This window comes from Streptomyces sp. M41(2017), assembly GCF_002078175.1.
Classification (GTDB): Bacteria; Actinomycetota; Actinomycetes; order Streptomycetales; family Streptomycetaceae; genus Streptomyces.
The window spans coordinates 1,626,719-1,639,468 of sequence record NZ_MWFK01000001.1 but is presented as its reverse complement, the minus strand read 5'-3'; the positions used below and the strand labels follow the sequence as shown (position 1 = coordinate 1,639,468).

The following is a 12,750-nucleotide window of genomic DNA, read 5'->3' as shown; positions in this document are numbered from 1 at the left end:
GCCCGCTCGAAGCAAGGGCACACGCGGCCCGCCGCCCGAGCCCCGGGCACCACCCCGGCGAGGACCCTCCGCACCCCGGCGCGCCCCCTCCGCGATCCCTCAGGAAGCGATCGCCGCGTACGGCTCGCCCAGGCCCCACGCCTGGTGCATCGCCGCCGCGAAACCCTCCGCGATCCTGTGCTCGCCACGCGCGTTCGGATGCGTGCCGTCGTAGGTGTCGAAGGCGATGTCGTACGACGGCGGCGGCGACGCCAGGAGCAGCGGGGAGCGCGGCTCGTCCAGGTCGGCGACCGTCTTGGCGAGCAACTCGTTGAACGCGGCGACCTCGGCGGCGAAGGGGACGTCGGACTCGGCGCGCACGTTCGGTATCACCGGGAGCAGCACCATCCGCACCCGCGGGTTCGCGGCCCGCGCCTCCGCCACGAACAGCCGGACGTTGTCGGCCGTCTGCACCGCGTTGGTGTAGAAACCCAGGTCGATCAGGCCGAGGGAGACCAGCAGGACGTCGGCACGCTGCGCGCGGACCGTCTCGCGGACGACCGGCGCCATGTGCTGCCAGCCCTCGCCCCAGCCCGCCAGATGACCGCGCGGGAAGTCGGGGTCGGCGTACTCGTAGGAGTCGGCGGCGCCCGTCGCCATGTCGTAGAGCGTCTCGCGCGGACCGACGATCTCGAACGGGCCCCCGTAGGTCGCCCGCAGGTGCTGCCACATCCGGTAGCGCCATGTGTGTTCGCCCGCGCTACCGATCGTCATGGAGTCCCCGACGGGCATGAACCTGAGCATCCGCTCATCATGAACGATCGGCGGGGGCCCGGATGAGCCCTCCCGATGTGAGGCCTGCCACTGTGCGCACGGCCCACCGCCCCTCCACGGCCCGCCGGTTGGCGGACCGCGGCCGGTGCCGGGCCGTTCGGCGGGCGCCGCCGACGCGAACGCCGGGGCGGGGTGGCAGGCTTGGGCCATGCGCCGATCGCCCTCGTTCCGTACCGGGACCGCCGCCGGAGCCCTCGCCGGAGCCCTTGTCGTAGCCGTCGCCTCCCTCGCCTTCGCGGCGCCGGCCCTCGCCGACGGAGGGGACGACGGATTCACCATCAAGGACCCCCGCATCACCGAGTCCAGCGGCCTCGCCGCCTCCCGCATCCATCCCGGCGTGTACTGGACCCACAACGACAGCGACGACGGCGCCTACCTGTACGCCGTCGACAGCCGGACGGGCCGCACCGTCGCGACGGTCACCATGAGCGGCGTCGGCGCGCCCCGCGACGTCGAGGCGATCTCCCTGGGCCCCGACGGCGACCTGTACGTCGGCGACATCGGCGACAACCTCGGCGGCAAGTGGGACCACGTGTGGATCTACAGACTGCCCGAGCCGAAGGTCCTCAAGGACCAGACGATCCGCGCCACCCAGTACGTCGTGAAGTACTCCGACGGCGCCCGCAACGCCGAAGCCCTGATGGTCCATCCCAAGACGGGCCGCGTGTACATCGCCGACAAGGACGAGGACGGCGGCCACCTCTACGAAGGCCCCGCCCAGCTCTCCGCGACCGGCACCAACGTCTTCAAGCCCGTCGCCACCGTCGACCTGTGGGTCACCGACGGCGCGTTCTCCCCCGACGGCCGCCACCTCGCCGTACGCGGCTACTTCGGCGGCATCCTCTACGACTGGAACGGCGGCGCCATCAAACGCGAGAGCCGCCTGAACGTGCCCCTCCAGGGCCAGGGCGAGTCCGTCACCTACACCACCGACGGAACGAAACTCATGTACGGCAGCGAAGGCGCCGACAGCCCCGTCCAGCCGGAGGACGCCCCCGGCGCGTCCGCATCCGACGGCAAGTCCCCCGCACAGGGCGGCGGTTCCGCCTCCGGCGACGACGACGGCCCGCTGAGCGGCAGCCTCAAGGTCGGCGCCGTCGCGGCCGCCGCGCTGCTCGCCGTGGTCCTCGGCCTGCGGCGGCTGCTGCGCCGCGACTGACCCGGACGGACCGGACCTCTGGGCCGGGACGAGCACCGGCACACGACGGCGCGAGGGGCGCCCGGCACGTTCCCGTGCCGGGCGCCCCTCGCCCGTACCGCCCGAAGTCCTCGCGGGGGAACGGTGGTTACAGCTTCTCGATCACGTAGTCGATGCACTGCGTGAGCGCCTCGACGTCCGCCGGGTCGATCGCCGGGAACATGGCGACGCGCAGCTGGTTGCGGCCGAGCTTGCGGTAGGGCTCGGTGTCGACGATGCCGTTGGCGCGCAGGGCCTTGGCGACGGCTGCGGCGTCGATCTCGTCGGCGAAGTCGATCGTGCCGATGACCTGCGAGCGCTTCGCCGCGTCGGTGACGAACGGGGTCGCGTACTTGCTGTCCTCGGCCCAGCGGTACAGACGCGAGGAGGAGTCCTTCGTACGGGCCGTCGACCAGGCGAGGCCGCCCTGGCTGTTGATCCACTCCAGCTGCTCGTTGAGCAGGAAGAGCGTCGCGAGGGCCGGGGTGTTGTACGTCTGGTTCTTGCGGGAGTTGTCGATCGCGGTGGGCAGCGAGAAGAACTCCGGGACGTGCCGCCCCGAGGCGTGGATCCGCTCGGCGCGCTCGACGGCGGCCGGGGAGAACACGCCGATCCACAGGCCGCCGTCGGAGGCGAACGACTTCTGCGGGGCGAAGTAGTAGACGTCGGTCTCGGCGATGTCGACGGGCAGGCCGCCGGCGCCGGAGGTGGCGTCGACCAGCACGAGGGAGCCCTCGTCGGCGCCCGCGACCCGCTTGATCGGGGCGGCGACACCGGTCGAGGTCTCGTTGTGGGTGAAGGCGTACACGTCGACGCCCGCCTCAGCGGCCGGCTCGGGGTGGGTGCCCGGGTCGGAGGAGACGACGGTCGGGTCGGCGAGCCACGGCGCGAGCTTGGCGGCCTTCGCGAACTTCGAGGAGAACTCGCCGAACGTGAGGTGCTGCGACTTGTTGTCGATCAGTCCGTGCGTCGCGACGTCCCAGAACGCGGTGGAGCCGCCGTTGCCGAGGACGACCTCGTATCCGTCGGGCAGCGAGAACAGCTCACGCACGCCCTCGCGGACCGTGCCGACCAGGTTCTTGACCGGGGCCTGGCGGTGGGAGGTGCCGAGCAGGGAACTGCCGGTCGCGGCCAGCGCGTCGAGCGCCTCCGTCCGCACCTTGGAGGGGCCAGCGCCGAATCGTCCGTCGGCGGGCTTGATGTCAGCGGGGATCTGGATATCAGCCACGCGGGGAGCCTAGCCGGTCGGGGAAACCTGGTCGAAACGTCGTCCGGCGGCTGAGACGGGAGGAGGACGGGACGGAGAGAACGGGAAGAGCCGGGGCGGTGCAGGGAGAGGCGGGGGCGGCCCGCCGGCCCCGGGCCGGCGGGCACCGCCGGGGGCGTCCTCCGGGGAGGACGCCCCGTCACCTCATCCGGCGATCAGCCGCACCGGCAGTTCGAACAGGTCGTTCTGCGTCACCACCGGCTTGTTCCGCAGCTCCGACGCCGGCACCGCGAGGTCCAGGCCGGGGAAACGCGCGTACAGGGCGGGCAGGGCGACGCCCGCCTCCAGGCGGGACAGGGCGGCACCGGGGCAGACGTGCGGGCCGTGCCCGAAGGAGATGTGCCGGGGACCCTCCGAGCGGCCGATGTCGAAGGCGCCCGCCGTCGGGCCGTGCGCGTTCTCGTCCCGGCCGATCGCCCCGTACGACACGATCAGCGCGTCGCCCGCCGGGATCACCTTGTCGCCGACCGGGACGTCCTCGGTCGCGAACCGGATCAGGACGTGCGAGGTCGGGGTGGAGTGACGCAGGGTCTCCTCGACGACCGCGGACCAGTCGGCCTCGCCGGACAGGACGCGGGCGCGCTGTTCGGGGTGGGCGGACAGGTTGACGACCGCGTTGACGATCAGGGAGATCGTCGTCTCGTGGCCGGCGGCGACCATCAGCTGCAGGGTGGAGACGATCTCCTCGTCGGTGAGGTGGTCGCCGTCCTCGGAGGCCAGGATCAGCGCGCTGGTCAGGTCGTCGCCCGGCGCCGCCCGCTTCGCCGCGACCGTGTCCGCCATGATCCCGGCCAGCTCGGTGAGCGTCGCGATGACCTCGGCGGGCGGCGTCTGCGTGGAGAAGAACTTCTCGAACAGCTCCTTGAGACGCGGCAGTCGCGCCTCCTCGATGCCCATCAGGTCGGCGACGACGTACATGGGCAGCGGGTACGCGAAGTCGGCCTTCAGGTCGACGACGTCGCCGTCGAGCCCGTCGAGATCGTCGAGCAGCCCCTCCGTCAGCTTCGCTATCCGCTCCCGCATCTGCTCCACCCGCCGCGGGGTGAGCGCCTGCGCGACCAGGGTGCGCATCCTGCGGTGATCGGCGCCGTCCACGGTGAGCATGGAGCGGCCCGGGTTGGCGAGTCCGATCAGCGGCCAGTCGGGGGCGATCTCCCCGCGCTGCCAGGCACCCCACACGTTGATGTCCTTGACCAGGCGGGGGTCGGTGAGCAGGGCGCGCGCCTCGGCGTGGTGCGTGACCGCCCACACGGGGACGCCGCCGGGCAGCTCGACGGCGGCGAGGGGGCCCGCGGCGCGCAGCGCCTCGCTCTCGCCGTCCAGGTCGGTGACGAAGGGGTCCAGGACGATGCGGGTCTCTTCGGTACCGGTGCTCATGCGGGGGTCCCTCCAGGGGCGGGGTAGGAGTACGGCGTCTTCCCGGGGGCAGCCCCCGGAGCCCGGCCGGCGGATGGGCCGGCCGGGTGCGTCGGGGTCTCAGAGGACGGGCACGGGCGTGAACGTGACGGGCAGTTCGTCCAGGCCCCGCAGCCACGGGGAGGGGCGCCGGGTGAGGGACTCGGCGGGCACGGCCAGGTCGATGTCGGGCAGCCGGTCCAGGACGACCTCGATGCCGGTCCGCGCGATGACCTCGGCGACCTCCTGCGCGGGGAACGGGCAGCGGTGCTCGCCGTGCCCGAACGAGAAGTGGGCGTTGTTCCCGCCGGTGAGCGCGGAGCTGTCGGTGCGGACCTGCGGGTCCGAGTTGGCGCCTTGCAGGCCGAGGAGCACGAGGTCGCCGGCGCGGATGCGGCGCCCGCCGAGCTGGGTGTCGCGCGAGGCCCACCGTCCTGCGACGTTCTGGGTGGGGGTGTCCTCCCACAGGACCTCGTTCATGGCCTCGGCGACACTGTGCCGGCCGCCGAACAGGGAGGCGGCGAAGCGGTCGTCGGTGAGCATCAGGCGCAGCGAGTTGCCGATCCAGTCGGCGGTGGGCTGGTGCCCGGCGGCCATCATGACCATCAGGTCCTGGGCGATCTCCTCGTCGGTGAACCCGGAGGGGTCGGCGAGCATCCGGGACACGACGTCGTTCGCCGGTGTCTCCTTGCGGTCGGCGAGCAACCGCGCCATGGAGGCGGCGAGATGACGCTGCCCGTCGAGCGCCCCCTCCCGCCCGTTGATCATGTCGTTGAGCGCGGTGACCAGGCCGGGGCCCTGCTCGTCGGAGAAGCCGTAGAGCGTGGCGAGGACCCGGACGGGGAGCAGGGCCGCGTAGTCGGCGACGATGTCCGTCTCACCCTTGGCGCAGACCGCGTCGATGAGTTCGTCGGCGAACTTCTCGGCGTGCGAGCGCAGTTCGAAGGGGTCGACGGCTTCGAGGGCGTCACTGATCATCGCGGCACGCTCGCGGTGCCGTTCACCGACCGTGTACAGGATGGACGGCTGCTTGCGGCCGATCATCGGCAGCAGCGGCCAGTCGTCGGGGATGCGGTCCCACTGGTTCCACAGGTCCGAGTCGCGGCTGAACAGCTGAGGGTCGCCGGTCACCTGGTGGAGTTCGCGGTAGCCGACGACGAGGAACGCGGGGATGTCGCCGTCGAGGACGACGGGCACGACCGATCCGTGGTCGCGCCGCATCTCCCGGTACAGCTCCGCCGGTTCGGTCTGGAACCGGGGGCCGCTGAGCGGGACGGGGGCGGGGGTGGGGCTCACAGCGCGGGCTCCGGTGCGGTCAGGGCGTCCTCCGCGGTGGCGGCGCCGTGGCGGGCGTGCAGGGACTGGAGGTGTTCCACGAGCGTGATCAGCACGCGCTTGCTGGACTCCCGGGAACGGGCGTCGCAGTCGAGGAGCGGCACGTGCGGGTCGAGGTCGAGGGCCTCCCGGATCTGCGCCGGGGTGTGCGTGGGTCCGCCGAAGTCGTTGCACGCCACGATGAACGGGGTGCCGTGGTGCTCCAGCCGGTCGATGGCGTACCAGGAGTCGTCGATACGGCGGGTGTCGACGAGGACGACGGCGCCGAGCGTGCCGGAGAACAGCCGGTCCCACAGGAACCAGAACCGTTCCTGGCCGGGCGCCCCGAACAGGTACAGCACGTTGCGGGCGTCGAGCGTGATGCGGCCGAAGTCGAAGGCGACGGTGGTCGCGGACTTGCCGCGCACCTCGCTGATGTCGTCGACGGCCTCGCCGGCCTGCGTCATCGTCTCCTCGGTGTTGAGAGGACGTATCTCGCTGACCGAGCGGACCAGGGTCGTCTTGCCGACGCCGAAGCCGCCCACGACCACGATCTTCAGGCCGTTGTCGGCCGACGCCGACAGGGGCGCACGAGCGTCAGAGGTTACGGAGTCCAACGAGCACCTGCTCCAGGATGTCGGGATCGGGAAGACCGGAGGGAACGGTGGTGTGCGGGTGACGGGCGCTGACCCGGCCCGCGGCGAGCAGGTCGGACAGCAGGATGCGGGTGATCGACACCGGCAGCGCGAGTTCCGCCGCGATCTCCACGACGGCGGTGGGCCGTTCGCACAACCGCAGGATCGCGGTGTGCTCGGACTGCATTCCCGTCACCGGCTCGCACTCGGCGACCACCAGGGTCACCAGGTCGAAGGGGGTGTCGGGACCGGACCGGCTGCGGCCCCCGGTGAGGGTGTACAGCCGGTCGGGTGCGTCGTCCCTGCCGGGACGGCTCATGACGTGCGCGGCGGCGCGCTCAGGTACTCGCCCAGCTGTTCCACGAGCTCGCTCATGTTGTGCCCGACGAGCCCGGCGTCCGCGTCCTCCGCGGTGACGACGGCGAGATGCGCGCCGTCGCCGGCCTCCACGATGAACAGCACTCCGCCGTAGAACTCGGCCATCGCCGAGCGCACGCCTCCGGAGCCGTCGCCGAACTCGACGGACGCGCCGTGCGACAGCGACTGGATACCGGCGGCGATCGCGGCGAGCTGGTCGGCCTGGTCGACCGACAGTTCGGGGGTGCGGCACAGCTTCAGGCCGTCGCGGGAGAGCACGAGCGCGTGCCGGGCGCCCGGGGTGCGCTCGAGAAGGCCCTCGATGAGCCAGGAGAGCTTCTCGTCGGCGGTGATGGTGCCGGTCATGAGGTGGTGTCGCCTTCCGGGAGCGCGTGCTGGGTGGGGGTGTTCGTCGAAAGGGGGGCGGGCGGAGCGCCCTGTGCGTCGGCCGCGCCGCGGGGGCCGTCCGTGCCGTTCGTGCCGCGGGTGCGGTCCGCGTCGGGTGCGGTCCGCTGTCCGGGGACCTGCTTCTCGGCGCGGGCCCCCGCGGGCTCCCCGCCCTGCGCCTCCTCGGCCCGTACGGCCTCGGGGGCGTCCGGCGCGGTGCCGCGCACCGCCTGCCGGAAGCTGCCGAAGCGGGCCGCGGACCGGGTCCTCGGGTCCTCCCCGCCGCGGGCTTCGGGGGCGGGCTGCGGTGTCGTGTGGGAGCGGCTGCGCTCGGCGTGGGCGAGGGTACGGCCCCGGCGCCGCTTGGGCAGTCCGCCGGTGGGGGAGGGCCCCGGTTCGTGCCGGGGCGAGTCGTGCGCGGGTACGGGGTCGGGGTCGAGGTCACCGGCCGCGCGGCCCGCCGCGTACGACACCGGGGCGGTGGGGGAGTCCTCGGCGGGCCGGACGGCGCGGGCGTCGTCGTGGCCCCCGTCCGGACCGGCCGTCTCCCGCCGTTCGCCGGGGCCGTGCTGCGCCTCGGGTTCCCGGTGGGCGCGGGTGCCGGGCGCCGAGGTGTGGCCGGCGACGGCGGCGGGCGCGGGCGCCGTGCCGGCCGCGGGGGTCGTGCCGGGTGTGGCGTCGGGCGCGGTGCCCGGCACGGTGCTCGGCGGGGTGAGCAGGTCCTGCGGGATGAGGACGAGGACGCCGGTGCCGCCGCGCGCGGAGGGCCGGAACGACACCTTCAGGCCGTGCTTGCGGGCGAGCCTGCCGACCACCGCGAGGCCGAGGCGGGTGCCGGTGAGGCCACCGAGGCCGCCGGTGTCCGCGGCCTCGCCGGAGACGGCGCGTTCCGCGCGGCGCAGCTGGACGTCGCCCATCACCAGGCCGCTGTCCTCGACGGAGACGATGACGCCGGCCGGGACCTCCTCCACGTACACGTGGACCTCGGCGGTCGGCGGGGAGAACGTGGCGGCGTTGTCGAGGAGTTCGGCGAGCGCGTGCATGACGCCCTCGGCGGCGTGCCCGGCGACGGCGGCCTCGCTCGCGGAGTGCACGCGCACCCGCTGGTAGCCGCCGATGCGGCCCATGGCGCCGCGCAGGATCGACTCCATGACGATGGGGCGCGCCCAGCGGCGTCCGGAGCGGGCGCCCGCCAGGACGGCGACGGAGTCGGCGAGCCGGCCGGCCTGCGCGGTGCGGTGGTCGAGGTGGAGGAGGTCGGCGAGGACGTCCTCGTCGGAGTGCTTCTCCTCCATGGCCCGCAGGTCGGCGAGCATGCCGGTGGACAGCGCCTGCATGCGTCCGGCCGCGTTGGCGGTCGCGGAGATGGCGGCGGCACGCTCGCCGGCGGCCTGCCGGGCGCGGGCGTCGAGTTCGGCGTTGCGGGCGGTCAGGCGGGCGCGGTCGGCGGCGAACCGGTCGCGTTCCGCGGCGGCCTCCTCGGCGAGGCGGTCGCGTTCGGTGGTGAACTCCGCGGTGAGGCGGTCGCGTTCGGTGGTGAACTCTGCGGTGAGGCGGTCGCGTTCGCGCGCGGCGTCCTCGGTCAGCCGGGTCCGTTCACGGTCGGCGTTCTCGGCGGCGTGCACGCGGTCACGGGCGGCCTCGTCCGCGAGCCGGGCCCGTTCCTGGCCGAACTCCTCGGCCTGTCGGGCCCGTTCGTGCAGGAGCCGGCCCGCGTCCTGGGTCACCGACTCGAGCCGGCCGCGCAGAAGGCGCGCGGCCCGGACGGACCGGGCGGCCACCGCCACGGCCGCGCACAGCAGCACGGCGGCGGTGCCGAGACCCCAGGCGAGCGGGGTCCGGGCGGTCGTGGGGGCGAGCAGGACGGCGGCCACCACGGCGATCGCGGCCAGTGCGGCGGCGGTCAGCACCGGGGGTGCGATGGCGCGCAGGGCGGGTCGTTCGCCGGAGGGCAGGGGCGGGGTCATCAATCGGTCCTCGGTCGTGTTCCTGGGGGAAGAACGTGTCCTCGGTCGTGTCCTCGGTCGGGTCCTGGGCGAGAAGCGACACCTGGTGCTCAACTGGCGGTCACTATATGAGAGTTCGTGATCGGATTGGGAAGGTTCGGAAAGCGGTCTCATGATCGGCCCGGCAAAACGGGGCCATTCGGATACCCGCCGGGCAGCCCCCACGGACACCCGGCGGCATCCTGGACCCATGACGGATCTCGGCGGACGGCCCCACGGACAGCCGGAACGACGACCGGAACCACACTCCCGGGCACACCCCACCCGACCGCCCGGCACCTCCCCGGACACACCCGAAGCCACCCCCGACCTACGGGCCGCCCTCACCCGCGCCGTCCGCGGCGACGTCGCCTTCGACAGCACCGCCCGCGCCCTCACCACCATGGACGCCTCCAACTACCGCCGCGTCCCCCTCGGCGTCGTCTCCCCCCACGACGCCGACGACATCGCCGCCACCCTCGCCGTCTGCCGCGACCACGCGATCCCCGTCGTCCCCCGCGGCGGCGGCACCTCCATCGCCGGACAGGCCACCGGCACCGGCATCGTCCTCGACCTCACCCGCCACATGAACCGCGTCCTCGACCTCGACCCCACCACCCGCACCGCCCGCGTCCAGCCCGGCACCGTCCTCGACCGCCTCCAGGAAGCCGCCGCCCCGCACGGCCTGCGCTTCGGCCCCGACCCCTCCACCCACAGCCGCTGCACCCTCGGCGGCATGATCGGCAACAACTCCTGCGGCACCCACTCCGTCGCCTGGGGCACCACCGCCGACAACGTCCACACCCTCACCGTCATCGACTCCACCGGCCGCACCGCCCACCTCGGCCGCCACGGAGCCGGCGCCCCCGACGGCCTCCTCGACCTCGTCACCGGCGAACTCGCCCTGCTGCGCACCGGATACCCCGACCTCCCCCGCCGCATCTCCGGCTACGCCCTCGACGCCCTCCTGCCCGAACACGGCACCGACGTCGCCCGCGCCTACTGCGGCACCGAAGGCACCTGGGGCATCCTCACCGAAGCCGAGATCCGCCTCGTCGAGACACCCCCCGCCCGCGCCCTCGCCGTCCTCGGCTACCCCGACGAGAGCGCCGCCGCCGACGCCGCCGCCGGCCTCCTCCCACACCGGCCCCTCACCCTCGAAGGCATGGCCGCCGACCTCGTCCCCACCCCCACCGCCCTGCCCCGCGGCGGAGCCTGGCTGTTCGTCGAGACCGGCGGCACCACCCCCGCAGAAGCCCGCGCCCACGCCGACACCGTCGTCCGCGCCGCCGACGTCACCGACGCCCTCGTCGTCACCGACCCCGCCGCCCAACGCGCCCTGTGGAGACTGCGCGAGGACGCCTCCGGCACCGCCACCCGCATCCCCGCCACCACCGGCCCCGCAGCCGAGGCCTGGCCCGGCTGGGAGGACTGCGCCGTACCCCCCGCCCGTCTCGGCGCCTACCTCCGCGACTTCCGCGCCCTCCTCGCCGACCACCACCTCCGCGGCACCCCCTACGGACACTTCGGCGACGGCTGCATCCACGTCCGCATCGACTTCGACCTCCTCACCACCCCCGGCATCGCCCGCTTCCGCCACTTCTCCCAGGACGTCGCCCACCTCGTCGTCTCCCACGGCGGCTCCCTCTCCGGCGAACACGGCGACGGACAGGCCCGCGCCGAACTCCTCCCCGCCATGTACGGCCCCGACCTCGTCCACCTCTTCGAACGCGCCAAAGACCTCTGGGACCCCCACAACCTCCTCAACCCCGGCATCCTCGTCCGCCCCCACCGCCTCGACGAGAACCTCCGCTTCGCCCCCCTCCCGCAGCGCCCCGTCGACGTCACCTTCGGCTACCCCGCCGACGACGGCGACTTCACCGCCGCCGTCCGCCGCTGCGTCGGCGTCGCCAAATGCCGCACCACCACCCCACCCGGCCACGACGTCATGTGCCCCTCCTACCGCGCCACCGGCGACGACACCCACTCCACCCGCGGCCGCGCCCGCCTCCTCCACGAGATGCTCGCCGGCGAGATCATCACCGACGGATGGCGCTCCACCGAGGTCCGCGACGCACTCGACCTGTGCCTCTCCTGCAAGGGCTGCCGCTCCGACTGCCCCGTCGGCGTCGACATGGCCACCTACAAGGCCGAATTCCTCCACCACCACTACGCCGGCCGCCGCCGCCCCCGCAGCCACTACACCCTCGGACGTCTCCCCGGCTGGCTCGCCGCCGTCACCCGCACCCGCACCGCCCGCATCGTCAACGCCCTCGCCGCCCTGCCCCCCGCCGCCGCCCTCGCCAAACACCTCGCCGGCATCGCCCCCGACCGCACCATCCCCCGCCTCGCACCCCGCACCTTCACCCAGTGGTGGACCGAACGCCTCCGCGACCGGGCCCGCACCCACGAACAACCCGGCCACCCCACACCCCCACCCACCCTCCCCACCCCCGACGACCTCACCCCCGGCCCCGCCGCCCCCACCCCCGACGGCCCGGCCCCCACCGACTCCACCCCCGCCGGCCCCACCGTCCTCCTCTGGCCCGACACCTTCACCGAACACCTCACCCCCTCCGTCGGACGCGCCGCCGTCCACGTCCTGGAAGCCGCCGGACTCACCGTCCTCCTCCCCCCACGCACCTCCCGACGCCACGGACCCGTCGGCGACGGCACCACCCGGGGCCCCCTCCACCCCCGCCACCTCCTGCCCCACCCCACCCGACGCACCTGCTGCGGACTCACCTACATCAGCACCGGCCAGCTCGACCACGCCCGCACCGTCCTGCGCCACACCCTCGACCTCATCGAGCCCCAACTCGCCATCGACGGCCTCCCCGTCGTCGTCCTCGAACCCAGCTGCGCCGCCACCCTGCGCACCGACCTCCCCGAACTCCTCCCCGACGACCCCCGCGCCCACCGCCTCGCCACCGCCGTCGTCACCTTCGCCGAAGCACTCGAACGCCACGCCCCCCACTGGACACCACCCCGCCTCGACCGCCCCGTCGCCGGCCAGACCCACTGCCACCAGCACGCCGTACTCGGCGACGACGCCGAACAACGCCTGCGCGCCGCCGCCGGTCTCACCGGCACCCTCTCCGGCGGCTGCTGCGGCCTCGCCGGCAACTTCGGCTTCGAAAAAGGCCACGAAGACGTGTCGACCGCCTGCGCCGAAGAACAACTCCTGCCCGCCGTACGCGCCGCGGCCCCCGACGCCGTGATCCTCACCGACGGCTACTCCTGCCGCACCCAACTGGCCCACCACAGCGACCGCACCGGCCGCCACCTGGCGGAGGTCCTCGCCGAGGCCCTGCGGACCCGCGCCCGGCACACCGGCTCCGGCACCCCCTGATCAGTACGCTGACCCCGGCCGACCACGGCCGCCACACCACCGGGCCCCGCCGGACCGAGGACCACGAG

10 protein-coding genes are annotated in these 12,750 nt (G+C 73.7%); 2 read left to right on the top strand and 8 right to left on the bottom strand.

Annotated features, from left to right (window positions below; translation table 11 throughout):
* Window positions 1-99 precede the first annotated feature (99 nt).
* Window positions 100-783, bottom strand: a complete 684-nt coding sequence (locus tag B0675_RS07115) for an SGNH/GDSL hydrolase family protein (RefSeq protein ID WP_081217893.1) — start codon at window positions 781-783, stop codon at window positions 100-102.
* A gap of 178 nt (window positions 784-961) precedes the next feature.
* Here B0675_RS07115 and B0675_RS07110 point away from each other — a divergent pair, with 178 nt between their 5' ends.
* Entirely contained in the window at window positions 962-1,972 is a 1,011-nt protein-coding gene (locus tag B0675_RS07110; RefSeq protein ID WP_081221642.1) for a hypothetical protein, read from the top strand.
* 127 nt (window positions 1,973-2,099) lie between these two features.
* Here the strand turns inward: B0675_RS07110 and serC are convergent, their stop codons facing one another.
* From serC to B0675_RS07075, 7 genes are all read right to left on the bottom strand, one after another.
* The gene (gene serC / locus B0675_RS07105; protein WP_081217892.1) at window positions 2,100-3,218 is read right to left on the bottom strand and encodes a phosphoserine transaminase; all 1,119 of its coding nucleotides are present in this window, start codon (window positions 3,216-3,218) and stop codon (window positions 2,100-2,102) included.
* Window positions 3,219-3,401: 183 nt separating this feature from the next.
* Window positions 3,402-4,634, bottom strand: coding sequence for a cytochrome P450 (locus B0675_RS07100; RefSeq protein WP_081217891.1), 1,233 nt, complete (start codon window positions 4,632-4,634; stop codon window positions 3,402-3,404).
* Between the two features lie 99 nt (window positions 4,635-4,733).
* Window positions 4,734-5,948, bottom strand: a complete 1,215-nt coding sequence (locus B0675_RS07095; RefSeq protein WP_081217890.1) for a cytochrome P450 — start codon at window positions 5,946-5,948, stop codon at window positions 4,734-4,736.
* Window positions 5,945-6,583, bottom strand: a complete 639-nt coding sequence (locus B0675_RS07090; RefSeq protein WP_239155265.1) for an ATP/GTP-binding protein — start codon at window positions 6,581-6,583, stop codon at window positions 5,945-5,947. Before B0675_RS07090 ends, B0675_RS07095 begins: the two co-directional genes overlap by 4 nt.
* Window positions 6,564-6,920 carry a DUF742 domain-containing protein gene (locus B0675_RS07085; RefSeq protein ID WP_081221640.1) on the bottom strand — a complete coding sequence of 119 codons (357 nt, stop codon included), beginning with the start codon at window positions 6,918-6,920 and terminating at the stop codon, window positions 6,564-6,566. The genes B0675_RS07090 and B0675_RS07085 overlap by 20 nt, the downstream gene beginning before the upstream one ends.
* Complete coding sequence (locus tag B0675_RS07080; protein ID WP_081217889.1) at window positions 6,917-7,324, bottom strand: roadblock/LC7 domain-containing protein; 408 nt, start codon at window positions 7,322-7,324, stop codon at window positions 6,917-6,919. Before B0675_RS07080 ends, B0675_RS07085 begins: the two co-directional genes overlap by 4 nt.
* Window positions 7,321-9,312: an ATP-binding protein gene (locus B0675_RS07075; RefSeq protein ID WP_081217888.1), complete on the bottom strand. Its 1,992-nt coding sequence runs from the start codon at window positions 9,310-9,312 to the stop codon at window positions 7,321-7,323. Before B0675_RS07075 ends, B0675_RS07080 begins: the two co-directional genes overlap by 4 nt.
* A 421-nt stretch (window positions 9,313-9,733) precedes the next feature.
* On the opposite strand from B0675_RS07075, the gene B0675_RS07070 reads away from it, so the two are divergent.
* Window positions 9,734-12,682, top strand: coding sequence for an FAD-binding and (Fe-S)-binding domain-containing protein (locus B0675_RS07070; RefSeq protein WP_241539908.1), 2,949 nt, complete (start codon window positions 9,734-9,736; stop codon window positions 12,680-12,682).
* Window positions 12,683-12,750: the final 68 nt, after the last annotated feature.